The sequence below is a fragment of the Leifsonia sp. Ger2509 genome, from assembly GCF_055231915.1.
Window position 1 is genome coordinate 3,141,262 of record NZ_JBUYVB010000003.1, and the last position, 21,887, is coordinate 3,163,148.

Consider the following 21,887-nt stretch of genomic DNA (forward strand, 5'->3'; position numbering starts at 1 on the left):
CCTATGGCTACCTCGATTGACGTCGTCGATGTGAAGGGTAAGAAGGCCGGCTCCGTCGAGCTGCCCGCCGACCTGTTCGACGTCCAGACCAACATCCCGCTGATCCACCAGGTCGTCGTCGCCCAGCTCGCAGCAGCGCGCCAGGGCACGCACAAGACCAAGGGTCGTGGCGAGGTTTCCGGCGCAGGCCGCAAGCCGTTCAAGCAGAAGGGAACCGGTCGCGCTCGTCAGGGCTCGATCCGCGCGCCCCAGATGACCGGTGGTGGCATCGTCCACGGACCGACCCCGCGCGACTACGCTCAGCGCACTCCCAAGAAGATGATCGCCGCGGCTCTCCGTGGTGCCCTCTCCGACCGCGCTCGCGGTGACCGCCTGCACGTCGTCGAGTCGCTCGCCCTGGGCGATGCTCCGTCGACCAAGGCCGTCGTCGAGCTGCTTTCGGGCATCGCATCGTCGAAGCACGTCCTGGTCGTCCTCGAGCGCAACGACGAGGTCAGCCTCAAGAGCGTCCGCAACATCCCGACCGTTCACGTGCTGCCCTACGACCAGCTGAACGCCTACGACGTACTCGTCTCCGACGACATCGTCTTCACCAAGGGCGCTTTCGATTCGTTCGTCGCGGCGAAGCAGACGACGAAGCAGGAAAGCGCAGCCGTCGCATCCAACGAGAACGAGGAGGTCAGCGCATGACCGCTGTCAACAAGGACCCGCGCGACATCATCATCGCCCCCGTCGTCTCCGAGAAGAGCTACGGCCTGATCGATGAGGGCAAATACACCTTCATCGTCGACCCGCGTTCGAACAAGACCGAGATCAAGCTCGCCATCGAGAAGATCTTCAAGGTCGAGGTCGCTTCGATCAACACCCTGAACCGTACGGGCAAGACGCGCCGCACCAAGTTCGGGCTCGGCAAGCGCAAGGACACGAAGCGTGCGATCGTCACGCTCAAGTCCGGTTCCATCGACATCTTCACGGCAGTTGGCTAAGGCCGGGATCTAGAGGAAAACAGACAATGGCTATTCGTAAGTACAAGCCCACGACCCCTGGTCGTCGTGGATCGAGCGTCGCGGACTTCGCGGAGATCACGCGCTCGACCCCCGAGAAGTCGCTGCTGCGTCCGCTCTCCAAGACCGGAGGCCGCAACAACCAGGGTCGCATCACGACCCGTCACATCGGTGGTGGCCACAAGCGCCAGTACCGCGTGATCGACTTCCGTCGCAACGACAAAGACGGCGTCAACGCCAAGGTCGCCCACATCGAGTACGACCCCAACCGCACGGCGCGCATCGCGCTCCTGCACTACGTCGACGGCACGAAGCGCTACATCCTGGCGCCGAACAAGCTGTCGCAGGGCGACATCATCGAGTCGGGTGCAGGCGCGGACATCAAGCCGGGCAACAACCTGCCGCTGCGCAACATCCCGACCGGTACCGTCGTGCACGCGATCGAGCTCAAGCCGGGCGGCGGCGCCAAGCTGGCCCGCTCCGCCGGTGTCTCGGTCCGCCTCGTCGCCAAGGACGGCCCCTACGCCCAGCTGCGTCTCCCCTCGGGCGAGATCCGCAACGTGGACGCGCGCTGCCGCGCGACAGTGGGTGAGGTCGGCAACGCCGAGCAGTCGAACATCAACTGGGGCAAGGCCGGCCGCATGCGCTGGAAGGGCGTCCGCCCGACCGTGCGTGGTGTCGCAATGAACCCGATCGACCACCCGCACGGTGGTGGTGAGGGCAAGACCTCCGGTGGACGTCACCCGGTCAGCCCGTGGGGCCAGAAAGAAGGCCGCACGCGTCATCCAAACAAGGAAAGCGACAAGCTCATCGTTCGTCGCCGTACCGCCGGCAAGAAGCGTAAGTAGGAGTTGTAGAAGATGCCACGCAGTCTCAAGAAGGGCCCCTTCGTTGACGACCACCTGCTCCGCAAGGTTGTCTCGGCGAACGAAGCCAACAGCAAGAACGTCATCAAGACCTGGTCGCGCCGTTCGATGATCATCCCGGCCATGCTGGGTCACACCATCGCGGTCCACGACGGTCGCAAGCACATCCCGGTGTTCGTCACCGAGACCATGGTCGGGCACAAGCTCGGAGAGTTTGCACCCACCCGCACCTTCCGTGGACACGTGAAGGACGACAAGAAGGGTCGCCGCCGCTAAGCGGGGGCGTAAAGGAGGAGAGAAATGGTGGAGTCGATCGCACGCGTGCGTCACATCCGCGTGACCCCCCAGAAGGCTCGTCGCGTCGTCAACCTGATCCGCGGCAAGCAGGCACAGGAGGCCCTGGCCATCCTGAAGTTCGCACCCCAGGGTGCGAGCGAGCCGGTGTACAAGCTCGTCGCCTCGGCGATCGCCAATGCGCGTGTCAAGGCCGACGCTTCGAACACCTACCTGGACGAGCAGGACCTGTACGTGAGCCGTGCATTCGTGGATGAGGGCACGACCCTCAAGCGTTTCCAGCCACGTGCGCAGGGCCGGGCCTTCCGTATCAACAAGCGCACCAGCCACATCACGGTCGTCCTCGCGACGCCGGACGAGGTCGAAGCCGCAAAGCCTGCCAAGACGGCCGGCACCGCGAAGAAGGCGAGCAAGTAATGGGTCAGAAAGTCAATCCATACGGCTTCCGTCTGGGAATCACCACGGACCACGTGTCGCGTTGGTTCTCGGACAGCACCAAGCCGGGCCAGCGTTACAGCGACTACGTCGCCGAGGACGTCAAGATCCGTCGTCTGCTGCAGACGTCGCTCGACCGCGCGGGTGTTTCGCGCATCGAGATCGAGCGCACCCGTGACCGCGTCCGCGTCGACATCCACACCGCCCGTCCGGGCATCGTGATCGGTCGTCGTGGCGCCGAGGCCGAGCGCATCCGCGCCGACCTCGAGAAGCTCACGGGCAAGCAGATCCAGCTGAACATCCTCGAGGTGAAGAACCCGGAGGCCGACGCACAGCTCGTCGCCCAGGGCATCGCCGAGCAGCTCTCCGCACGTGTGGCCTTCCGCCGCGCGATGCGCAAGGGCCTGCAGGGTGCGCAGCGTGCGGGCGCCAAGGGTGTCCGCATCCAGGTCTCCGGCCGCCTCGGCGGCGCCGAGATGAGCCGCTCTGAGTTCTACCGCGAGGGTCGTGTGCCGCTGCACACGCTCCGCGCGAACATCGACTACGGCTTCTACGAGGCGAAGACCACCTTCGGCCGTATCGGCGTCAAGGTGTGGATCTACAAGGGCGACATCACGAACAAGGAACTCGCTCGCGAGCAGGCCAACACCAAGTCGGTCCGCCCCGAGCGGAACAGCGACCGTCCGCGTCGCGGTGCGCGTACCAACGCGCCCGAGGCCGCGCCCGTCGCAGCAGGAGTTGAGGCATAACCATGTTGATCCCACGCAGAGTCAAGCACCGTAAGCAGCACCACCCCGGCCGTAGCGGCCAGGCGACGGGTGGCACGAAGGTCTCCTTCGGCGAGTACGGCATCCAGGCCCTTACGCCCGCGTACGTGACCAACCGTCAGATCGAGTCCGCTCGTATCGCCATGACGCGTCACATCAAGCGTGGCGGAAAGGTGTGGATCAACATCTACCCCGACCGTCCGCTCACGAAGAAGCCGGCCGAAACCCGCATGGGTTCCGGTAAGGGTTCGCCGGAGTGGTGGGTCGCAAACGTCAAGCCGGGTCGCGTGCTCTTCGAGCTGAGCGGTGTCAACGAGACCATCGCCCGTGAGGCGTTGACCCGTGCAATCCACAAGCTGCCCCTCAAGGCACGCATCATCAAGCGCGAGGAGGGCGACGCATAATGGCGATCGGATCCAAGGAGCTCGCATCCACCGAGCTCGACACCTTTGAAGACGAGCGACTCGTCGACGAGCTGAAGAAGGCCAAGGAAGAGCTGTTCAACCTGCGCTTCCAGTCGGCCACCGGCCAGCTCGAGAGCCACGGCCGTCTTCGTGCCGTCAAGCGCGACATCGCCCGCATCTACACGGTCATTCGTGAGCGTGAGCTCGGCATCCGCGCGACCCCGACCCCGGTCGAGGTCGTCGCGAAGGCCGACAAGAAGACCAAGGCCAAGAAGGAAGCTGCTCCGGCGGCTGCCGAGGCCGCTGAAACCGAGGAGGCCAACTAATGGCACAGACCACCAAGGCCAAGGCCGACGAGACGGTGGCCGCCGAGGCTCTCGTCCGCGGCTACCGCAAGGCCCGTCGCGGTTACGTCGTCAGCGACAAGATGGACAAGACCATCGTCGTAGAGGTCGAAGACCGCGTGAAGCACCCGCTGTACGGCAAGGTCATCCGCCGCACCTCGAAGGTGAAGGCGCACGATGAGGCGAACGCCGCCGGAATCGGCGACCTCGTCCTGATCAGCGAGACCCGTCCCCTGAGCGCCTCGAAGCGTTGGCGCCTCGTTGAGATTTTGGAGAAGGCCAAGTGATTCAGCAGGAGTCCCGGCTCAAGGTCGCCGACAACACGGGCGCCAAGGAGCTGCTGACCATCCGCGTGCTGGGTGGTTCTGGTCGTCGTTACGCCGGCCTGGGCGACGTCATCGTCGCCACGGTCAAGGACGCGATCCCCGGCGGCAACGTCAAGAAGGGCGACGTCGTCAAGGCCGTCATCGTGCGCGTGGTCAAGCAGACCCGCCGTGCGGACGGCTCGTACATCAAGTTCGATGAGAACGCTGCAGTGATCCTGAAGAACGACGGTGACCCCCGCGGCACCCGTATCTTCGGACCGGTCGGTCGCGAACTCCGCGACAAGAAGTTCATGAAGATCATCTCGCTGGCACCGGAGGTTATCTAAGTCATGGCGAAGAACATCAAGAAGGGCGACCTGGTCCAGGTCATCTCCGGCGCGAGCCAGGCTCGTGGAGGCGACAAGGGCAAGCAGGGTCGCGTCATCGAGGTGCAGGTCGAGAAGAACCGCGTCATCGTCGAAGGCGTCAACTTCGTCACCAAGCACGTGCGCGTCGGCCAGACGCAGCGTGGCACGAAGACCGGCGGCATCGAGACGCACGAGGCTCCGATCCATGTCTCGAACGTGGCGCTCGTCGACCCCGAGACCAAGAAGCCGACGCGCGTCGGCTTCCGCAGCGAAACCGTGACGAAGGACGGCGTCTCAAAGACGGTCCGTGTTCGTTACGCCAAGAAGTCAGGTAAGGACCTGTAATGAGCGACACCACAGCGGTGGCTGGCAAAATCCAGCCGCGTCTCAAAGAGAAGTACAAGAACGAGATCTCTGCGACGCTGACCAAGGACCTCGGCTTCACCAACCCGCACCAGGTGCCGGGTCTCGTGAAGATCGTCGTCAACATGGGCGTCGGCGAAGCGGCACGCGATGGCAAGATCATCGATGGCGCTGTCGCGGACCTGACCAAGATCACCGGTCAGAAGCCGCAGGTCACCAAGGCACGCAAGTCCATCGCGCAGTTCAAGCTGCGTGAGGGACAGCCCATCGGCGCCCACGTCACGCTTCGTGGCGACCGCATGTGGGAGTTCCTGGATCGTCTGCTCTCGCTGGCGCTTCCCCGCATCCGCGACTTCCGCGGTCTCTCGGACAAGCAGTTCGACGGCAGCGGCAACTACACGTTCGGCCTCACGGAGCAGTCGATGTTCCACGAGATCGACCAGGACAAGATCGACCGCGTCCGCGGCATGGACATCACTGTGGTGACCACCGCGAAGAACGACGACGAGGGCCGCGCGCTGCTCAAGCAGCTCGGCTTCCCGTTCCGTTCCAACGAGGCCTCGAACTAGCTCCACCCGATGGTTCCTCCGATCTGGAGGGACCGCGACCACCACAGGTCGTCAGTCGTGTAACGGCTGAACGAAACCTGGTGAACAAAGGAAACACCGCAATGACAATGACAGATCCGGTCGCAGACATGCTGACCAGACTGCGCAACGCGAACTCGGCGCACCACGACACCGTGTCGATGCCGCACTCGAAGCTCAAGGCGCACATCGCCGACATTCTCAAGGCCGAGGGTTACATCTCCGGCTGGGAGGTCACGGATGCACGCGTCGGCCAGACGCTGACCCTGAGCCTCAAGTTCGGACCGAACCGCGAGCGTTCCATCGCCGGCATCAAGCGCGTCTCGAAGCCCGGTCTTCGCGTCTACGCGAAGTCCACGGAGATCCCGAAGGTTCTCGGAGGGCTCGGCGTCGCCATCCTGTCCACCTCCTCCGGTCTGCTGACTGACCGCCAGGCCGAGAAGAAGGGCGTGGGTGGGGAAGTCCTCGCCTACGTGTGGTAGTTCGACATGTCGCGTATTGGAAGACTGCCCATCGACATCCCTGCCGGGGTCGATGTGAAGATCGACGGCCAGGCCGTCACCGTCAAGGGTCCGAAGGGTGAGCTCTCGCTCACCGTCGCGAACCCCATCGAGGTCAAGCTGGAAGAGGGCCAGGTGCTCGTCACCCGTCCCGACGACGAGCGCAGCTCGCGTTCGCTCCACGGCCTGACCCGAACTCTGATCAACAACCAGATCATCGGCGTCACCCAGGGTTACTCCAAGGGACTCGAGATCGTCGGTACCGGTTACCGCGTCGCGCAGAAGGGCAGCGCGGTCGAGTTCGCGCTCGGCTTCTCGCACCCGGTCACGGTCGAGCCGCCGGCGGGCATCAGCCTGACGGTCGAGGGCAACAACAAGCTCACGGTCACCGGCATCGACAAGCAGGCCGTCGGCGAGGTCGCCGCCAACATCCGCAAGATTCGCAAGCCCGAGCCCTACAAGGGCAAGGGTGTGCGTTACGCCGGCGAGGTTGTCCGCCGCAAGGCCGGAAAGGCTGGTAAGTAACCATGGCTCTCGGAACCAGAGGAAAGAGCAAGTCCGCAGCGCGTGACCGCCGCCACACTCGTCTTCGCAAGAAGATCGAGGGAACCGCGGTCCGTCCGCGCCTGGTGGTCACCCGTTCCGCACGTCACGTCTTCGTGCAGGTCGTCGACGACAGCAAGGGTTACACCCTCGCGTCGGCATCGACCCTCGAGGCTGACCTGCGCACCTTCGACGGCGACAAGACCGCGAAGGCCCGCAAGGTCGGCGAACTCGTCGCCGAGCGTGCAAAGACCGCCGGTATCGAAGCCGTCGTATTCGACCGTGGCGGGAGCAAGTACGCAGGACGCGTCGCAGCTGTCGCCGAGGGAGCTCGAGAGGGTGGATTGAACCTGTGAGCGAAGCAGAAACCAACAAGGAGCAGACCGTGGCCGCAGAGGCGCCGGTGGAAACCGCCGCATCCACGAACTCCACCCAGAACGAGCCTCGCGAGGCGCGTCGTGGTGGTCGTGAGCGCAACCCCAACCGTGATCGCGGAAGCCGCGACTCCGAGAAGAGCCAGTTCCTCGAGCGCGTTGTGACCATCAACCGCGTCTCGAAGGTCGTCAAGGGCGGACGTCGCTTCAGCTTCACCGCGCTCGTCGTCGTCGGTGACGGCAACGGTCTCGTCGGTGTCGGCTACGGCAAGGCGCGCGAGGTCCCGCTGGCGATCTCGAAGGGCGTCGAGGAGGCGAAGAAGAACTTCTTCCGTGTCCCGCGTGTCGGCAACACCATTCCGCACCCCGTCCAGGGTGAGGCCGCCGCAGGCGTCGTCCTGCTGCGCCCGGCTGCCGCCGGTACCGGTGTTATCGCCGGTGGCCCGGTCCGCGCCGTCCTCGAGTGCGCCGGCATCCACGATGTGCTCAGCAAGTCGCTCGGTTCGTCGAACACGATCAACATCGTGCACGCGACCGTCGAGGCGCTGCAGCAGCTCGAGGAGCCGCGCGCCGTCGCAGCCCGTCGCGGGCTGGACTACGACCAGGTGGCCCCGGCTCGCCTGCTTCGCACAGAGGCAGCGCTCGCTGAGGCCGCTGCAACCGCCAAGGCAGGTGCATGATGGCCGCGCGTCTGAAAGTTACCCAGATCAAGTCCAAAGTAAGTGAAAAGCAGAACCAGCGCGACACGCTTCGCAGTCTGGGTCTGAAGCGCATTGGTGACGTCGTCGTCCGTGAGGACACCCCGCAGAACCGCGGGTACGTCAACACTGTCGCTCACCTGGTGAAGGTCGAGGAGATTGACTAATGGCTGACGAGAAGGAAGCAACCACGGCCGCGAAGGCCGCCAAGGCTGCTGACAAGCCCGCCGCTGAGAAGAAGGCTGCCGCCCCTAAGGCGGACGCCAAGAAGGCGGACGCCAAGAAGGCGCCTGCCAAGGCTGCGACCAAGGCTGAGAAGCCGGCCGCTGAGAAGCCGGCCGCTGAGAAGAAGGCCCCTGCGAAGGCTGCGTCGTCGAAGGCTGCTGCCTCCACCGACACCGCCGCCGCGAAGGCCGAGAAGCCCGCTGCCAAGGCAGCGCAGACGGAGAACCGCGAGCACGTGCTCAAGGTCCACCACCTGCGCCCGGCCGCCGGTGCCAAGAAGGACAAGACCCGCGTCGGACGCGGTGAGGGTTCGAAGGGTAAGACGGCAGGCCGCGGTACCAAGGGTACGAAGGCTCGCTACCAGGTCCGCCCCGGCTTCCAGGGTGGCCAGCTGCCCTTCCACATGCGGGCTCCGAAGCTTCGCGGCTTCAAGAACCCGTTCCGCGTTGAGTACCAGGTCGTGAACCTCGAGAAGCTCGCCGAGCTCTACCCGTCGGGCGGCGATGTGACCATCACCGACCTCGTGGCCAAGGGCGCCGTTCGCAAGAACGAGAAGGTCAAGGTTCTCGGCAATGGTGACATTGCGGTTAAGCTGAACGTTGCGGTCGACAAGGTCTCCGGCTCTGCCGAGCAGAAGATCGTCGCCGCTGGTGGCTCCGTCAAGTAGTCATCCGGATCGCCCGCACCACAGGTTCGGGTCGACCCCGTAAAGTAGTGCAGTCGGGTGATCGGTTTTCCTGATCACCCGGCTGACTCCTTACAGGAAAGCAGGACGCACTTTGTTTAGCGCCGTCGCGCGGATCTTCCGCACGCCAGACCTTCGCAAGAAGATCGCCTTCACCCTGGGCATCATCGCCCTCTTCCGGTTGGGCTCGTTCATTCCGGCGCCCTTCGTGGACTTCGGGAACGTGCAGACCTGTCTCGCGGCCAATCAGGACACGTCCGGCCTCTACTCGCTCGTCAACCTCTTCAGTGGTGGCGCGCTCCTCAAACTCTCGATCTTCGCGCTCGGCATCATGCCGTACATCACCGCGTCGATCATCGTGCAGCTTCTGCGCGTGGTCATCCCTCACTTCGAAACGCTGTACAAAGAGGGCCAGGCCGGCCAGAGCAAGCTGACGCAGTACACCCGCTACCTGACGATCGCGCTCGGCGTGCTCCAGTCGACGACGCTGATCACCGTCGCCCGCAGCGGCGCCCTGTTCGGCACCACCAGCGTCTCCCAGTGCACGCAGCTCATCACGGATGACTCCTGGTACGCGATCCTGCTCATGGTCCTGACCATGACCGCCGGTACCGGCCTCATCATGTGGATGGGCGAACTCGTCACCGAGCGCGGAATCGGCAACGGCATGTCGCTGCTGATCTTCACCTCCATCGCCGCTCAATTCCCGCCGTCGCTCATCGCGATCGCCCAGACGCAGAACGTCGAGACCCTGATCGTGGTCCTTGCGATCGGGTTGCTGATCGTCGCGGCCGTGGTGTTCGTCGAGCAGTCGCAGAGGCGCATCCCTGTCCAGTACGCGAAGCGGATGGTCGGCCGGCGCACATACGGCGGCAACAACACGTACATCCCGATCAAGGTGAACATGGCCGGCGTCGTGCCCGTCATCTTCGCTTCGTCGCTGTTGTACCTGCCGGCCCTCATCGCGCAGTTCAACCAACCCAAGGCGGGCCAGGCGGCCGCTCCGTGGGTGACGTGGATCACGAACTACCTCACCAAGGGCGACCACCCGCTCTACATGCTGCTGTACTTCCTGCTCATCGTCGGATTCACCTACTTCTATGTCGCGATCACCTTCAACCCTGAAGAGGTCGCCGACAACATGAAGAAGTACGGCGGGTTCATCCCCGGCATCCGGGCAGGTCGTCCGACCGCGGAGTACCTCGACTACGTGCTGACCCGCGTGACCCTTCCCGGCTCGATCTACCTCGGACTGATCGCGCTCATCCCGCTGATCGCGTTCTCGGTGCTGGGCGCGAGCCAGAACTTCATGTTCGGCGGAACGTCCATCCTGATCATCGTCGGCGTCGGCCTGGAGACGGTCAAGCAGATCGACTCCCAGCTCCAGCAGCGCCACTACGAAGGGCTGCTTCGATGACCCGTATCGCCAACGACTCCTCTGCGCAGAAGGGGGCACGCCTGCTCATCGTGGGCCCGCCCGGCTCCGGCAAAGGAACCCAGGCGGCACGGATCAGCTCGGTCTACGGCATCCCGGACGTCTCAACGGGCGACATCTTCCGCTACAACATCAAGAACGGCACGCCGCTCGGGGTGCAGGTCAAGGAGATCGTCGACGCGGGCGACTACGTTCCCGACAGCCTCACCAATGCCCTCGTGACGGAGCGCCTCGAGGAGGATGACGCACGCAACGGCTTCCTCCTCGATGGGTATCCCCGCACGCTCGAGCAGGTCACCTACCTCGACCGGCTTCTCGCGGACAAGGACCAGAGCCTCGTCGGCGTCATCCAGCTCGTCGCCGACCGGGATGAGGTCGTCGCGCGGCTGACCAAGCGTGCGCAGGAGCAGGGTCGTGTCGACGACTCCGAGGCAGCGATCCGCCACCGCCAGGAGGTCTACCTCCGCGAGACCTCGCCCTTGATCGAGGTCTATCGCGACCGGGGGCTGCTGATCGAGGTCGACGGCCTCGGCGACATCGATGAGGTGGCGTCGCGCATCAGCCAGGCCCTGTCCGACCGCGGAATCCTGCCGGCGGCGGACCGCGACTCCGAATCGGTCGCGTAGCCAGCGCCCCCGATGGTATTCCGACGGTCGATCTACAAGTCGCCCGCCCAGCTCAGGCTGATGGTGGAGCCCGGTCTCGCGACCGCCGCGTCGCTCGATGCCGTGGCAGCGGCGATCGCGCCCGGCATCAGCACACTCACCCTCGATGCGCTGGCGGAACGCGCGATCGTCGAGCGGGGGGCGCGGCCCAACTTCAAACTCGAGCAGGGCTACGACCACACCATCTGCGCGTCGGTGAACGATGACGTCGTGCACGGGATCCCCGGCGATCGCATCCTCGAACCCGGTGACATCGTGTCCGTCGACAGCGGTGCCGTCCTCAACGGATGGAACGGGGATGCGGCCCGCACGTTCGTCCTGCCGGACCCGACACGGTCGGCCGCGTTCGATGAGCGACTGACGCTCTCGGAGGTCACGGAGCAGTCCCTCTGGCGCGGAATCGCCCGGCTGGTGACGGCCAGGCACCTCAATGAGGTCGGCGAGGCGATCGAGGACTACATCGTCTCGCAGGGTGACTACGGCATCCTGACCGACTACGTCGGCCACGGCATCGGGCGCAGCATGCATGAGGCACCTCCGGTGTTCAACTACCGGGTCAGTGCGAAGGGTCCCGAGGTCAAGCCGGGCCTCGTCGTCGCGATCGAGCCCATGGTCGTTTTGGGCGACCCGGAGACTTACGTTCGCGATGACGGATGGACCGTGGCGACCGAAGACGGCTCGGCAGCGGCGCACTGGGAGCACAGCGTCGCGGTACACGCGGATGGCATCTGGGTGCTGACAGCGTCGGACGGCGGAGCGGCGGGGCTCGCCTCCTTCGGCATCACGCCGGTGCCCATTCGTTGACCGATCTCCACAGGCGAACGCCGATCATACTCCGCGATTCGCGAAACGCGCGGGAATCGCATAAGATTGATCCTTGGTGTTTTGCACACGTTTTCGTGTGCCTGCAGCATCCGTTCCTCGGGTCGCAGAGCACCACAATCCAACGCACGACCAGCAAACAATACTTTTAGCGACAGTGAGGCTATGGCCAAAAAAGACGGCGTCATCGAGATCGAAGGATCCGTGGTCGAAGCTCTGCCCAACGCGATGTTCCGCGTTGAGCTGACCAACGGGCACAAAGTGCTTGCCCATATCTCGGGCAAGATGCGTCAGCACTACATCCGCATCCTCCCGGAGGACCGCGTGATCGTGGAGCTGAGTCCTTACGACCTGACCCGCGGCCGTATCGTCTACCGCTACAAGTAACGGCTGCTGTAAGTAACGGCCGCGCCCACGGGTAGCCCCGGGCGCGGTACGAGGACAGCGAACAAAAGGTACAAGAACTATGAAGGTCAACCCCTCCGTCAAGAGGATCTGCGACAAGTGCAAGGTCATCCGTCGTAACGGCCGGGTCATGGTCATCTGCGAGAACCCGCGTCACAAGCAGCGCCAGGGCTGATCGTCCCCGCACGACTCGCACCGACTGAAAACTCAATAACGAATAAGGCAGCACCAGAACCTGCGCGAGCAGGGGACACCCCCGGTTGGAGGCCGGGGCACCGGAGCTGCTTCAGACCTCCACTCACTCACAGGAGAAGCCACTATGGCACGTCTAGCCGGCGTTGACATTCCGCGCGAAAAGCGCGTGGAAGTAGCACTGACTTACATCTACGGTGTTGGCCGTACGAGGGCACTCAAGACCCTCGCCGACACCGAAATCGACGGGAACATCCGCGTCAAGGATCTGACCGACGACCAGCTCGTCGCCCTCCGCGACTACATCGAAGGCAACTTCAAGGTTGAAGGTGACCTTCGTCGTGAGGTCGCCGCCGACATCCGACGCAAGGTCGAGATCGGCAGCTACGAGGGCATCCGCCACCGCAAGGGCCTCCCGGTCCGCGGTCAGCGCACCAAGACCAATGCGCGCACCCGTAAGGGTCCGAAGCGCACCGTCGCCGGCAAGAAGAAGGCTCGCTAGGCCCCGGCCCGCGAGTCACGCGCCTTAAGGATTCAGGAGAAATCATGGCAGCACCCAAGTCGGCCGTTCGGAAGCCGCGCAAGAAAGAAAAGAAGAACATCGCTGTGGGCCAGGCCCACATCAAGAGCACGTTCAACAACACCATCGTCTCGATCACCGACACCACCGGTGCGGTCATCAGCTGGGCATCCTCGGGTGGCGTCGGCTTCAAGGGTTCGCGCAAGTCGACCCCGTTCGCCGCTCAGCTCGCCGCCGAGTCGGCTGCGCGCCAGGCGCAGGAGCACGGCATGAAGAAGGTTGACGTCTTCGTCAAGGGACCGGGCTCGGGTCGCGAAACCGCGATACGTTCCCTGCAGGCCGCCGGCCTCGAGGTCGGGTCGATCAACGATGTGACGCCGCAGGCGCACAACGGTTGCCGTCCGCCCAAGCGCCGCCGCGTCTAAGTAGCTGTACTCATCTTCGCGAACGCACGGGGGCGGCGGCGGCACAGCCGTCGTCGTCCCTTGCGCGCGATCTAACGCAAGTGTCATATAGCGGACACTTCGCCGAAAGGAAACAACAGTGCTCATTGCACAGCGTCCCACGCTCGCCGAAGAAAACATCTCGGAGTTCCGTTCGCGGTTCGTCATCGAGCCCCTCGAGCCGGGCTTCGGTTACACCCTCGGAAACTCGCTTCGCCGCACGCTGCTCTCTTCGATCCCCGGCGCTGCTGTCACCAGCATCCGCATCGATGGCGTCCTCCACGAGTTCAGCACCGTCCCCGGTGTGAAAGAAGACGTCACCGAGATCATCCTCAACATCAAGGGCCTCGTCGTCTCCAGCGAGCACGACGAGCCGATCACGGCCTACCTCCGCAAGACGGGCGCCGGCCAGGTCACCGCTGCGGACATCTCGGCACCCGCAGGCGTGGAGATCCACAACCCCGAGCTCGTCATCGCCACACTCAACGACAAGGCGAAGTTCGAGGTCGAGTTGACCATCGAGCGTGGCCGCGGTTACGTCTCGGCCACCCAGAACCGCAACGAGTACAGCGAAGCGGGCCAGATCCCGATCGACTCGATCTACTCGCCCGTGCTCAAGGTCACCTACCGCGTCGAGGCGACGCGTGCCGGTGAGCGCACCGACTTCGACCGCCTCGTGGTCGACGTCGAGACCAAGCCGGCGATCAGCCCGCGCGACGCGATCGCATCCGCCGGTCGTACGCTCACCGAGTTGTTCGGTCTCGCCCGCGAACTCAACAGCGCGGCTGAGGGCATCGAGATCGGCCCCGCGCCGGTCGACCAGGTGCTCAGCTCCGAGCTGTCGATGCCGATCGAGGACCTGGACCTGTCGGTCCGCTCGTACAACTGCCTCAAGCGTGAGGGCATCAACACCGTCAGCGAGCTCGTCTCGCTTTCGGAGACCCAGCTCATGAACATCCGCAACTTCGGTCAGAAGTCGGTGGATGAGGTCAAGGACAAGCTCGTTGAGATGGGGCTGTCGCTGAAGGACTCGGTTCCCGGGTTCGACGGTGCCCACTTCTACAGCGGCTACGAAGACGACGAGAACATCTAAGGCCTGTCGTCTCGACTACGCCTTTCGACTTTCAACACTGGAGATAACCGATAATGCCTAAGCCAACCAAGGGCCCCCGCCTCGGAGGCGGCCCGGCTCACGAGCGCCTGCTGCTCGCCAACCTGGCTGCTGCCCTGTTCACCCACAAGAGCATCAAGACGACCGAGACCAAGGCCAAGCGCCTGCGTCCGCTCGCCGAGCGCCTGATCACGTTCGCCAAGCGCGGCGACCTGCACGCGCGCCGTCGCGTGCTCGGCGTGATCGGTGACAAGGCTGTCGTCCACGAGCTCTTCACGGAGATCGCACCGCTCGTCGCAGAGCGCGAAGGCGGCTACACCCGCATCACGAAGCTCGGCTACCGCAAGGGCGACAACGCCCCGATGGCGCAGATCGAGCTCGTCCTCGAGCCCGTCACCCCCAAGGTGAAGTCGACCAAGTCGTCGACCAAGGCAACCCCGAAGGCCGCGAAGGTCGAAGAGGCTCCGGTCGAGGAGACCGCGGCCGACGAGACCGCAGCTGAGGAGACCGAGGTCGTCGAGACCGAGGTCGCTGAGGAGGCCACCGGCGACGCCGAGGCCACCGAGGCTGAGGAGACCACTGCAGAGGCTGAGGCCGAAAAGGCCTGACGTCCTGACGCATCCGAAGGCCCCCACCGTTCTTCAACGGTGGGGGCCTTCGTCGTTTCGGGCTCCGCGGCCGGCCAGGCAGGCTCGCCGCCGAGGGACCGACTCGCTACTGTGGACGGATGGCTGAGACGACCGACGACCTCACGCCGGTTCGGGACCGGATGACCGCGCCGCCGACACATCATCCCGTGCATCCGCTCATCGCCGAGTGGCGCTCAGCCACCTCCGCCGACGTCGACGTCGCCTGGCGGCTCGCGCAGGCGCTCGACGCAGCCGACCATCCGAACTACCTGGCCACTCGTGAAGAGATCGAGGAGGAGTTCGGCTACTCCTTCGTCGATCTCGACGCCGACACGATTCTGGGGTTCACCGGCGACGGTCGTCTCGTCGCTGCCGGCACGGTCGTCATGCCGCCAGTGCAGGAGACCATCGTTCGAACGTTCCTGAACGGTGGCGTTCATCCGGAGTTCCGCGGACAGGGGATCGGCCGCGAGCTGCTCGCCTGGCAGCTCGCGCGGGGCGAACAGCAGTTGGCCGCGTCGGAGAAGGCGCTGCCCGCGTGGATCATCGGCCACGCCGATGAGCGGGCGCCGCAGACGCAACGGCTGTTCCGACGCGCGGGGTTCGAGCCCGCGCGTTACTTCGTCGCCCTCGACCGCGACCTCACCGCACCGATCCAGCTCGTCGAGCCCGCGGAGCGGATCCGGATCGTAACGTTCACCGCCGACCTCGCGGACCGCACTCTGGTGGCCCGCACGGACTCGTTCCGCGACCACTGGGGCAGCCAGCCGTTGAGCGAAGAGCAGTGGCAGGCGTGGCTCGGTGGCACCTTCGAACCCGAGGTCTCGTTCCTCGCGGTCGTCGACGGCGAAGACGGCGCAGCCGACGAGGTCGTCGGTTTCGTCCTGTGCCAGGTGAACGAGGACGACTGGACGTCGCAGGGTTTCTCGGGCGCCTACATCGGGATGGTCGGCACGACTCGTGCATACCGCGGCAAGCGAATAGCGACCGCCCTTCTGTCGCGCACCCTGGCAGCGTGCGCAGCGCGAGGCTGGGAGCGGGCCACTCTCGATGTGGACGCCGAGAATCCGACCGGGGCGCTCGGGCTCTACACGCGGATGGGGTTCACCCGGACGAATTCGGAGATGTCACTGCGACGCGTCTACTGACCCCGACGCGGCGTCGGCGGGCACAGGCCCTCACTGAGGGCGGGGCCCGTCGTCGCCCCAGACCGTGTACGGCTTGATCGGCGACCGCTCGGCGAGGCGGTGCAGCGCGTCATCGACGGTCTCGGCGTAGATGTGGCCGCCACGGCCGCCGGGGTGGATGTGGTCGCCTGCCAGCAGGTCGAGGTGCGGCGTGATCGCGCTCTTCCATTCCGCGAGCGCGACCGTCTTCTGGTGGGCTCCTGCGTAGGTTTCGAGCTCGGTGTTCACTCCGTCCGTCCACCCTCGCGGCGCCTGGACGGTGACGAACACGAACTGGTGTCCGGAGCCCGCGATCCGCTGTAGTTCGTCGAGGGTGGACTCTGAGATCGAGCCGTTCGTCCCGAGTCCGATCAGTACGACGGGCCTCAGCGTGCCCGCGTTCTTTGCGGCCTGGAGGATGCCTGGTGCCGCGTGCATCTGCCGCGACACGACCGCGTCGATCCGGATGCCGGGGAAGGACTCCTGCAGCGACGGCGCCGAAGCGAGCATGACCGAGTCGCCGATCGCGAGGATCTGGTCGCCGGTCGCGACCGGATGGGGATCGGGCGCGCCGCGCGGAGTGGGCGGGCTCGTCGGCTCGCCGGCGCCCGGAGTCGCCGGCTTCGCGAGCGCCTGCTGTCCGCGCTCGATGAAGGCTTCCGCATCCGTCCGCTGGGGAGCGGTGACGACGGCGGCCACGGTGCCGCCGACCAGGACGGTCGCGAGGGCGACTGCGCCGACCGCGAGGGCGCGCGGGTGCTTCGAGACGCGCATCCGACGCAGGGCAATCCGGGCGCTTCCGCGCAGACCGGCCCGGCGGATGGGGGTCTCGAGGAAGCGGTACGACAGCAGCGACGCGACGACTGTGATCGCGAAGGCGAGTATCCCTGCCTGCCATGCGGGAGCCGGAAGCCGCTGCTGTGCGACCACGGCGGTCACGAGCACGAAGACCGGCCAGTGCCAGAGGTACAGCCCGTACGAGCGCGTGCCCAGGTAGCGCAGGGGAGCCGCGTCGAGGGCTCGCCCGAATCGGGACCGGGAGGACACTGCCGCCCAGACGACGAGCGCTGCGAGCAGACTGACGAGCGCGAGGCCTCCGCGGTAGGTGAACGCGCTGTCGTCGTGCATCCACCACGCAGCGAACCCGAGCGCCATGAGCGAACCGACTCCGATACCCGGGAGTATGCGACGGACGAACCACTGCATCGCGTTCTCACCCGCGTCGAGATCGATCGGCTTGATGCGGCCGACGACGAGCGCGAGCACCGCGCCCAGGGCCAGTCCGAAGCTGTGGGTGTCCGAGCCGAAGTAGACCCGGGTCGCGTCTCCGCCGGCCGCCCAGAGAAGCGCCATCGAGAGGGCCGATGCGATCGCGATCGCCGAGACGAGGGCGACGCGCACACCCCAGTGCCGGACCAGCGCAATCGCGAGCAGCAGCACCGGCCAGACCACGTAGAACTGCTCTTCGACGGCGAGCGACCACAGGTTGCGGAAGATCTCGGGCGTGTCTCGCGCGAAGTAGCTGCTGCCCGAGGCGATGTCGAGCCAGTTGCTGCTGAACGTGGCGGCGCCGATGAGCTGCCTGCCGATCCCGGCCAGCACGGAACCGCCGATCACTGCTGCAGCCGTCGCGCCGGCGAGCACAACGGCGACGAGAGCGGGAAGGAGCCGCCTGGCGCGCCTGACCCAGAACTTCCGCAGGTCGATGCGCCCGGATGCCGTGCGTTCGCGGATCAACAGGCTCGTAATGAGGAAGCCGCTGATGACGAAGAACACGTCCACCCCGATGAAGCCGCCGGGGAGGAATCCGGGGAAGAGGTGGTAGACGATGACGGCCAGGACAGCCAGTGCGCGGAGTCCGTCGAGCCCGGGGAAACGGGCCGAGCGCGCCGCGCGCTCGCGGGCGTCGGCGGTTTCGGACAGGGCTGTGCCGTGGGTGGAAGCAGTGGTGGTTGATGTCATAGCGATGTCGGGTCGCGGAGAGCGGCCTTAACCCTAACAAGCTCCGCTGACCCTAGACTGGCCGTCGTGGAAAACGAGGCGACGACCCGGTTCCGGCTCGACATCGCCTACCAGGGGACGGATTTCAACGGCTGGACGAAACAGCCGGGGCTGCGCACGGTGCAGGGGGAGCTGGAGGCTGCGCTCGCCACGATCTTCCGCCGGCACGGTCCGGCGCCCACCCTGACGGTGGCGGGCCGCACCGACGCCGGCGTCCACGCATCCGGGCAGGTGGCGCACATCGATCTGACGGATGGACAGGTCGGCGCCCTGCTCCGTGCACGCGGCAAGACGCCCCGCACCGACGACGCGGGGGCGGCGCTCGCCCGCCGTGTGAACGGCATCCTCGGTCCGGTCCCCGACATCGTGGTCGCCCGCTGCGCGCTCGCACCGGCCGGCTTCGACGCCCGCTTCTCCGCGATCTGGCGCCGCTACCGCTACCGCGTCGCCGACCAGCTCTCGGCGCGCGATCCGCTGCAGCGGCACCGCACTGCCTGGGTCCCCGTCGCGCTCGATGCGGATGCGATGGATGCTGCAGCGGCCAGTCTGGTCGGCTTGCACGATTTCGCTGCGTACTGCCGTCCTCGGGAGGGTGCGACCACCATCCGCACGCTTCAGGCCTTCGGCTGGATGCGCGACGACGACGGCGTGCTCGTCGGCGACGTGCAGGCGGATGCGTTCTGCCACAGCATGGTGCGCGCCCTCGTCGGCGCGTGCGTCGGCGTCGGCGAGGGCAAGTTGGCGGTGACGGATGCGGTGCTGCTGCGCGACCTCGGCAGCCGGTCGAGCGCTTTCAAAGTGATGCCCGCGCGCGGCCTGACGTTGCTCGAGGTCGGGTATCCGCACGAGGCCGAGCTCGCGCTGCGCGCCGAACAGACGCGTGCTGTCAGGACCTTGGACCTGGAGAGTGACTGACCGAGCGGATGCGGAACTCGGTTTGACGCGCGAGTGGCCGATGAAATAGAGTTGATGTTTGGTGTCCGCGCCCCCGCGCACGGCATCCGAAGTTGAGCCCTCCACCTGCGGCGTTCCACCGCACTCGTCCGAGACAGTTCTCGTGAAAGTGCGTGCGAACTCCCAACGGAGCGGGATTCACGAACACCCAACTCCGACAAGAAAGCAGCCACTACTGTGACGCGCACTTACACTCCGAAGGCCAATGAGATCCAGCGCGACTGGGTCGTCATCGATGCGACCGACGTCGTTCTCGGCCGTCTCGCCAGCCACGCCGCCACGCTCCTGCGCGGCAAGCACAAGCCGACGTTCGCCCCGCACATCGACAGCGGCGACTTCGTCATCATCGTGAACGCGGACAAGGTCGCCCTCACCGGCGCGAAGGCCGCGCAGAAGAAGGCATACCGCCACTCGGGCTACCCGGGCGGTCTCTCGGCGGTCACGTACTCCGAGCTGCTCGAGAAGAACCCCGTCCGCGCCGTCGAGAAGGCGATCCGCGGAATGCTTCCGAAGAACTCGATCGGTCGCGCCCAGCTCCGCAAGCTGAAGGTCTACACGGGCAGCGAGCACCCGCACGCTGCGCAGCAGCCGAAGCCGTACACCCTCGGCCAGGTCGCGCAGTAAGCGCCCGGCGACAGACTTTTCGACTCTAAGACAAAGGATTCACATCATCGTGGCGAAGATCGCAGACACCATCGACTCGGCAGCGGCCGAGAACGTCGAGAGCTACTCGACCGAGACCCCCGCGGAGTCGGCCCCCAAGGCCCCTCGCGCCGTCCTGAACGTTCCCGGCGCAGCTGTGGGCCGTCGCAAGCAGGCCATCGCCCGCGTGCGCCTCGTCCCCGGCTCCGGCACCATCACGGTCAACGGCCGTGCGTTCGCGGACTACTTCCCGAACAAGCTCCACCAGCAGCTCATCAACGACCCGTTCAAGGTTCTCGACCTGCTCGGCAGCTACGACGTGATCGCTCGCATCACCGGCGGTGGCCCCTCCGGCCAGGCCGGCGCCCTGCGCCTCGGCATCGCGCGCGCCCTCAACGAGATCGACCAGGAGAACAACCGGCCGACGCTCAAGAAGGCCGGCTTCCTCAGCCGCGACGCTCGCGTCAAGGAGCGCAAGAAGGCTGGTCTCAAGAAGGCCCGCAAGGCTCCGCAGTTCTCCAAGCGCTAATCGTCGCGAACGCTTAGGCTGCGGTTTATGCCCCGCCTTTTCGGAACCGATGGTGTTCGCGGCCTCGCGAACGGTGACCTCACTGCCGACCTCGCGCTCGGTCTTGCCCAGGCTGCTGCTGCAGTCCTGACGCAAGGCCGGAGCGCCGAGGCGCGGCGTGCTGCCGGCAAGCGTCCCGTTGCGATCGTCGCGCGCGATCCCCGCGTTTCCGGCGAGTTCATCGCCGCAGCGGTCATGGCCGGGCTTGCAAGCTCTGGCATCGACGTGCTCGACGCAGGTGTGATTCCGACCCCGGCGCTCGCGTTCCTGATCGCCGACAAGGACTCCGACTTCGGCGTCATGGTGTCGGCCTCGCACAACCCGGCGCCCGACAACGGCATCAAGATCTTCGCTCGTGGCGGCACGAAGCTGCCCGACATCGTCGAGGATCGCATCGAGGCCGCGATGACGACGGGTCCGAAGCTCGCTCCGACCGGAGCCGGTGTGGGGCGCATCCGCCGGTTCGCGGATGCAGAAGACCGCTACGTCGTCCACCTCCTGGCCAGCCTCCCGCACCGCCTCGACGGCATCCATGTCGTGCTCGACTGCGCGAACGGCGCGGCCGCCGGGGTCTCGCCCGAAGTCTTCCACGACGCCGGCGCGAAGGTGACCGTCATCGGCGACTCGCCCGATGGCATCAACATCAACGACGGTGTGGGCTCGACCCACCTCGACCAGCTCGCCAGGGCGGTCGTGGCGGCCGGCGCCGATGTGGGGGTCGCGCACGACGGCGATGCCGACCGCTGCCTAGCGATCGATGCCAACGGCAAGGTCGTCGACGGCGACCAGATCATGGCGATCCTGGCGCTCGGAATGGCCGAACGGAACGTGCTCCGCGAGCGCACCCTCGTTGCGACCGTGATGAGCAACCTCGGTCTCAAGATCGCGATGCGTGAGGCCGGCATCACGGTCGTCGAAACGCGCGTCGGCGATCGCTACGTGCTCGAAGAGATGAACGAGCACAAGTTCTCGCTCGGTGGCGAACAGTCCGGGCACGTGATCATGAGCCAGTTCGCGACGACCGGCGACGGCATCCTCACCGGCCTCCACCTTCTGAGCGAGATGGCCCGCCAGCGCAAGTCACTGGCCGAGCTCGCCCAGGCGATGACGGTCTACCCGCAGATCATGGTCAACGTGAAGAACGTCGACCACCACGGGGTGCACACTGACGAAGCCCTCGCCGAGGCTGTGCGCGCGGCGGAAGCCGAGCTCGGGTCCACAGGCCGGGTTCTGCTGCGCCCGTCGGGCACCGAGCCGCTCGTGCGCGTCATGGTCGAAGCGGCCGACCAGCACACCGCCGACCGCCTGGCCCACGGCCTGGCCGACGTCGTCCGCGAGCGCCTCAGCCTCTAGCCGCCGTCGCGGAGACACGGAGCGCGAAAGCGGCCGGATGCGGCCCGTGGTGGACAGCCGCGGCCCGCCTCGTCAGGGCCGTCGATTCGCCGCGGACGTAGCCGGCGGATGCTCTCCGTCCCTTCCCGTGTGCCCTATTTCCGGCTTTCTCCACAGGCTCCTGCGGGCGTGAGGTATATATGTCCGATTCTCTATATTCTTGTATGAAATGACGGTTGG

General features: G+C 65.8%; 33 protein-coding genes. 32 read left to right on the forward strand and 1 reads right to left on the reverse strand.

All coding sequences use genetic code 11. The features are described 5' to 3' along the window. Positions 1–3 precede the first annotated feature (3 nt). The 28 genes from rplD to ACV7NN_RS15280 all read left to right on the forward strand — a co-directional run bounded on the left by rplD (position 4) and on the right by ACV7NN_RS15280 (position 16,132). Positions 4–690 (forward strand): 50S ribosomal protein L4, encoded by a 687-nt coding sequence (rplD, locus tag ACV7NN_RS15145; RefSeq protein WP_463350397.1) that lies wholly within the window; start codon positions 4–6, stop codon positions 688–690. Continuing rightward, a complete protein-coding gene (gene rplW, locus ACV7NN_RS15150; protein WP_463350398.1) occupies positions 687–986 on the forward strand; it encodes a 50S ribosomal protein L23 in 300 nt (99 codons plus the stop codon). Before rplD ends, rplW begins: the two co-directional genes overlap by 4 nt. Before the next feature lie 26 nt (positions 987–1,012). Further along, the gene (gene rplB, locus ACV7NN_RS15155) at positions 1,013–1,852 is read left to right on the forward strand and encodes a 50S ribosomal protein L2 (RefSeq protein ID WP_463350399.1); all 840 of its coding nucleotides are present in this window, start codon (positions 1,013–1,015) and stop codon (positions 1,850–1,852) included. A gap of 12 nt (positions 1,853–1,864) precedes the next feature. Beyond that, complete coding sequence (gene rpsS / locus ACV7NN_RS15160; RefSeq protein ID WP_163287602.1) at positions 1,865–2,146, forward strand: 30S ribosomal protein S19; 282 nt, start codon at positions 1,865–1,867, stop codon at positions 2,144–2,146. Positions 2,147–2,170: 24 nt separating this feature from the next. Next, complete coding sequence (rplV, locus tag ACV7NN_RS15165) at positions 2,171–2,581, forward strand: 50S ribosomal protein L22 (RefSeq protein WP_463350400.1); 411 nt, start codon at positions 2,171–2,173, stop codon at positions 2,579–2,581. Next, a complete protein-coding gene (gene rpsC, locus ACV7NN_RS15170; protein ID WP_463350401.1) occupies positions 2,581–3,348 on the forward strand; it encodes a 30S ribosomal protein S3 in 768 nt (255 codons plus the stop codon). The genes rplV and rpsC overlap by 1 nt, the downstream gene beginning before the upstream one ends. A gap of 2 nt (positions 3,349–3,350) precedes the next feature. Beyond that, positions 3,351–3,770, forward strand: coding sequence for a 50S ribosomal protein L16 (gene rplP / locus ACV7NN_RS15175; RefSeq protein WP_022897965.1), 420 nt, complete (start codon positions 3,351–3,353; stop codon positions 3,768–3,770). Further along, positions 3,770–4,096, forward strand: coding sequence for a 50S ribosomal protein L29 (gene rpmC / locus ACV7NN_RS15180; RefSeq protein ID WP_463350402.1), 327 nt, complete (start codon positions 3,770–3,772; stop codon positions 4,094–4,096). The genes rplP and rpmC overlap by 1 nt, the downstream gene beginning before the upstream one ends. Then, a complete protein-coding gene (rpsQ, locus tag ACV7NN_RS15185) occupies positions 4,096–4,401 on the forward strand; it encodes a 30S ribosomal protein S17 (protein ID WP_463350403.1) in 306 nt (101 codons plus the stop codon). Before rpmC ends, rpsQ begins: the two co-directional genes overlap by 1 nt. Next, positions 4,398–4,766, forward strand: a complete 369-nt coding sequence (rplN, locus tag ACV7NN_RS15190; RefSeq protein WP_163287596.1) for a 50S ribosomal protein L14 — start codon at positions 4,398–4,400, stop codon at positions 4,764–4,766. Before rpsQ ends, rplN begins: the two co-directional genes overlap by 4 nt. A 3-nt stretch (positions 4,767–4,769) precedes the next feature. Further along, a complete protein-coding gene (rplX, locus tag ACV7NN_RS15195) occupies positions 4,770–5,132 on the forward strand; it encodes a 50S ribosomal protein L24 (protein ID WP_463350404.1) in 363 nt (120 codons plus the stop codon). After that, on the forward strand, positions 5,132–5,719 hold the full coding sequence (gene rplE, locus ACV7NN_RS15200; RefSeq protein WP_463350405.1) for a 50S ribosomal protein L5: 588 nt from the start codon (positions 5,132–5,134) through the stop codon (positions 5,717–5,719). Before rplX ends, rplE begins: the two co-directional genes overlap by 1 nt. A 101-nt stretch (positions 5,720–5,820) precedes the next feature. Next, on the forward strand, positions 5,821–6,219 hold the full coding sequence (gene rpsH / locus ACV7NN_RS15205) for a 30S ribosomal protein S8 (protein WP_345761917.1): 399 nt from the start codon (positions 5,821–5,823) through the stop codon (positions 6,217–6,219). 6 nt (positions 6,220–6,225) lie between these two features. Then, entirely contained in the window at positions 6,226–6,762 is a 537-nt protein-coding gene (rplF, locus tag ACV7NN_RS15210) for a 50S ribosomal protein L6 (RefSeq protein ID WP_463350406.1), read from the forward strand. A gap of 2 nt (positions 6,763–6,764) precedes the next feature. Next, on the forward strand, positions 6,765–7,136 hold the full coding sequence (rplR, locus tag ACV7NN_RS15215) for a 50S ribosomal protein L18 (protein WP_463350407.1): 372 nt from the start codon (positions 6,765–6,767) through the stop codon (positions 7,134–7,136). Further along, complete coding sequence (rpsE, locus tag ACV7NN_RS15220) at positions 7,133–7,834, forward strand: 30S ribosomal protein S5 (RefSeq protein ID WP_463350408.1); 702 nt, start codon at positions 7,133–7,135, stop codon at positions 7,832–7,834. Before rplR ends, rpsE begins: the two co-directional genes overlap by 4 nt. Beyond that, on the forward strand, positions 7,834–8,019 hold the full coding sequence (gene rpmD, locus ACV7NN_RS15225; protein WP_163289005.1) for a 50S ribosomal protein L30: 186 nt from the start codon (positions 7,834–7,836) through the stop codon (positions 8,017–8,019). Before rpsE ends, rpmD begins: the two co-directional genes overlap by 1 nt. Continuing rightward, a complete protein-coding gene (gene rplO / locus ACV7NN_RS15230) occupies positions 8,019–8,744 on the forward strand; it encodes a 50S ribosomal protein L15 (protein ID WP_463350409.1) in 726 nt (241 codons plus the stop codon). Before rpmD ends, rplO begins: the two co-directional genes overlap by 1 nt. A gap of 112 nt (positions 8,745–8,856) precedes the next feature. Further along, positions 8,857–10,179: a preprotein translocase subunit SecY gene (gene secY, locus ACV7NN_RS15235; RefSeq protein ID WP_463350410.1), complete on the forward strand. Its 1,323-nt coding sequence runs from the start codon at positions 8,857–8,859 to the stop codon at positions 10,177–10,179. Next, positions 10,176–10,823, forward strand: a complete 648-nt coding sequence (locus ACV7NN_RS15240; protein ID WP_463350411.1) for an adenylate kinase — start codon at positions 10,176–10,178, stop codon at positions 10,821–10,823. Before secY ends, ACV7NN_RS15240 begins: the two co-directional genes overlap by 4 nt. Positions 10,824–10,835: 12 nt before the next feature. Beyond that, on the forward strand, positions 10,836–11,666 hold the full coding sequence (gene map / locus ACV7NN_RS15245) for a type I methionyl aminopeptidase (RefSeq protein ID WP_463350412.1): 831 nt from the start codon (positions 10,836–10,838) through the stop codon (positions 11,664–11,666). 183 nt (positions 11,667–11,849) lie between these two features. Continuing rightward, a complete protein-coding gene (gene infA, locus ACV7NN_RS15250; protein ID WP_021759551.1) occupies positions 11,850–12,071 on the forward strand; it encodes a translation initiation factor IF-1 in 222 nt (73 codons plus the stop codon). 79 nt (positions 12,072–12,150) lie between these two features. Then, complete coding sequence (gene rpmJ / locus ACV7NN_RS15255) at positions 12,151–12,264, forward strand: 50S ribosomal protein L36 (RefSeq protein WP_018191946.1); 114 nt, start codon at positions 12,151–12,153, stop codon at positions 12,262–12,264. Positions 12,265–12,408: 144 nt separating this feature from the next. After that, positions 12,409–12,783, forward strand: coding sequence for a 30S ribosomal protein S13 (gene rpsM / locus ACV7NN_RS15260; protein WP_463350413.1), 375 nt, complete (start codon positions 12,409–12,411; stop codon positions 12,781–12,783). A 44-nt stretch (positions 12,784–12,827) separates the two neighbouring features. Continuing rightward, positions 12,828–13,226, forward strand: coding sequence for a 30S ribosomal protein S11 (gene rpsK / locus ACV7NN_RS15265; RefSeq protein ID WP_055821293.1), 399 nt, complete (start codon positions 12,828–12,830; stop codon positions 13,224–13,226). A 118-nt stretch (positions 13,227–13,344) separates the two neighbouring features. Continuing rightward, on the forward strand, positions 13,345–14,337 hold the full coding sequence (locus tag ACV7NN_RS15270) for a DNA-directed RNA polymerase subunit alpha (protein WP_163287584.1): 993 nt from the start codon (positions 13,345–13,347) through the stop codon (positions 14,335–14,337). Positions 14,338–14,390: 53 nt separating this feature from the next. Beyond that, a complete protein-coding gene (gene rplQ, locus ACV7NN_RS15275) occupies positions 14,391–14,963 on the forward strand; it encodes a 50S ribosomal protein L17 (protein WP_463350414.1) in 573 nt (190 codons plus the stop codon). Between the two features lie 119 nt (positions 14,964–15,082). Beyond that, the gene (locus ACV7NN_RS15280; RefSeq protein ID WP_463350415.1) at positions 15,083–16,132 is read left to right on the forward strand and encodes a GNAT family N-acetyltransferase; all 1,050 of its coding nucleotides are present in this window, start codon (positions 15,083–15,085) and stop codon (positions 16,130–16,132) included. Positions 16,133–16,162: 30 nt separating this feature from the next. Here ACV7NN_RS15280 and ACV7NN_RS15285 read toward each other — a convergent pair whose 3' ends face one another. Next, positions 16,163–18,112 carry an acyltransferase family protein gene (locus ACV7NN_RS15285; RefSeq protein WP_463350416.1) on the reverse strand — a complete coding sequence of 650 codons (1,950 nt, stop codon included), beginning with the start codon at positions 18,110–18,112 and terminating at the stop codon, positions 16,163–16,165. Between the two features lie 66 nt (positions 18,113–18,178). Here ACV7NN_RS15285 and ACV7NN_RS15290 point away from each other — a divergent pair, with 66 nt between their 5' ends. The 4 genes from ACV7NN_RS15290 to glmM all read left to right on the forward strand — a co-directional run bounded on the left by ACV7NN_RS15290 (position 18,179) and on the right by glmM (position 21,668). Beyond that, on the forward strand, positions 18,179–19,066 hold the full coding sequence (locus tag ACV7NN_RS15290; protein ID WP_463350417.1) for a tRNA pseudouridine synthase A: 888 nt from the start codon (positions 18,179–18,181) through the stop codon (positions 19,064–19,066). Between the two features lie 216 nt (positions 19,067–19,282). Then, positions 19,283–19,729, forward strand: coding sequence for a 50S ribosomal protein L13 (gene rplM / locus ACV7NN_RS15295; protein WP_463350418.1), 447 nt, complete (start codon positions 19,283–19,285; stop codon positions 19,727–19,729). Between the two features lie 49 nt (positions 19,730–19,778). Further along, positions 19,779–20,276 (forward strand): 30S ribosomal protein S9, encoded by a 498-nt coding sequence (gene rpsI, locus ACV7NN_RS15300; RefSeq protein ID WP_163287578.1) that lies wholly within the window; start codon positions 19,779–19,781, stop codon positions 20,274–20,276. Positions 20,277–20,303: 27 nt separating this feature from the next. Continuing rightward, positions 20,304–21,668: a phosphoglucosamine mutase gene (gene glmM, locus ACV7NN_RS15305; RefSeq protein ID WP_463350419.1), complete on the forward strand. Its 1,365-nt coding sequence runs from the start codon at positions 20,304–20,306 to the stop codon at positions 21,666–21,668. The last annotated feature ends 219 nt before the right edge of the window (positions 21,669–21,887 follow it).

Bases quoted from the DNA above. Each gene is read 5' to 3' on its own strand.
- rpsK (WP_055821293.1), top strand. From the start codon at position 12,828: ATGGCAGCACCCAAGTCGGCCGTTCGGAAGCCGCGCAAGAAAGAAAAG.
- rplE (WP_463350405.1), top strand. From the start codon at position 5,132: ATGAGCGACACCACAGCGGTGGCTGGCAAAATCCAGCCGCGTCTCAAA.
- rplQ (WP_463350414.1), top strand. From the start codon at position 14,391: ATGCCTAAGCCAACCAAGGGCCCCCGCCTCGGAGGCGGCCCGGCTCAC.
- glmM (WP_463350419.1), top strand. From the start codon at position 20,304: ATGCCCCGCCTTTTCGGAACCGATGGTGTTCGCGGCCTCGCGAACGGT.
- rplO (WP_463350409.1), top strand. From the start codon at position 8,019: ATGGCTGACGAGAAGGAAGCAACCACGGCCGCGAAGGCCGCCAAGGCT.
- rplW (WP_463350398.1), top strand. From the start codon at position 687: ATGACCGCTGTCAACAAGGACCCGCGCGACATCATCATCGCCCCCGTC.
- rpsQ (WP_463350403.1), top strand. From the start codon at position 4,096: ATGGCACAGACCACCAAGGCCAAGGCCGACGAGACGGTGGCCGCCGAG.
- rpsM (WP_463350413.1), top strand. From the start codon at position 12,409: ATGGCACGTCTAGCCGGCGTTGACATTCCGCGCGAAAAGCGCGTGGAA.
- rplX (WP_463350404.1), top strand. From the start codon at position 4,770: ATGGCGAAGAACATCAAGAAGGGCGACCTGGTCCAGGTCATCTCCGGC.
- rpmJ (WP_018191946.1), top strand. From the start codon at position 12,151: ATGAAGGTCAACCCCTCCGTCAAGAGGATCTGCGACAAGTGCAAGGTC.
- ACV7NN_RS15280 (WP_463350415.1), top strand. From the start codon at position 15,083: ATGGCTGAGACGACCGACGACCTCACGCCGGTTCGGGACCGGATGACC.
- infA (WP_021759551.1), top strand. From the start codon at position 11,850: ATGGCCAAAAAAGACGGCGTCATCGAGATCGAAGGATCCGTGGTCGAA.
- ACV7NN_RS15285 (WP_463350416.1), bottom strand. From the start codon at position 18,112: ATGACATCAACCACCACTGCTTCCACCCACGGCACAGCCCTGTCCGAA.
- rpsH (WP_345761917.1), top strand. From the start codon at position 5,821: ATGACAATGACAGATCCGGTCGCAGACATGCTGACCAGACTGCGCAAC.
- rpmD (WP_163289005.1), top strand. From the start codon at position 7,834: ATGGCCGCGCGTCTGAAAGTTACCCAGATCAAGTCCAAAGTAAGTGAA.
- rplP (WP_022897965.1), top strand. From the start codon at position 3,351: ATGTTGATCCCACGCAGAGTCAAGCACCGTAAGCAGCACCACCCCGGC.
- rpsS (WP_163287602.1), top strand. From the start codon at position 1,865: ATGCCACGCAGTCTCAAGAAGGGCCCCTTCGTTGACGACCACCTGCTC.
- rplD (WP_463350397.1), top strand. From the start codon at position 4: ATGGCTACCTCGATTGACGTCGTCGATGTGAAGGGTAAGAAGGCCGGC.
- rplB (WP_463350399.1), top strand. From the start codon at position 1,013: ATGGCTATTCGTAAGTACAAGCCCACGACCCCTGGTCGTCGTGGATCG.
- rplF (WP_463350406.1), top strand. From the start codon at position 6,226: ATGTCGCGTATTGGAAGACTGCCCATCGACATCCCTGCCGGGGTCGAT.
- ACV7NN_RS15240 (WP_463350411.1), top strand. From the start codon at position 10,176: ATGACCCGTATCGCCAACGACTCCTCTGCGCAGAAGGGGGCACGCCTG.
- rpsC (WP_463350401.1), top strand. From the start codon at position 2,581: ATGGGTCAGAAAGTCAATCCATACGGCTTCCGTCTGGGAATCACCACG.
- rpmC (WP_463350402.1), top strand. From the start codon at position 3,770: ATGGCGATCGGATCCAAGGAGCTCGCATCCACCGAGCTCGACACCTTT.
- rplR (WP_463350407.1), top strand. From the start codon at position 6,765: ATGGCTCTCGGAACCAGAGGAAAGAGCAAGTCCGCAGCGCGTGACCGC.
- map (WP_463350412.1), top strand. From the start codon at position 10,836: ATGGTATTCCGACGGTCGATCTACAAGTCGCCCGCCCAGCTCAGGCTG.
- rplV (WP_463350400.1), top strand. From the start codon at position 2,171: ATGGTGGAGTCGATCGCACGCGTGCGTCACATCCGCGTGACCCCCCAG.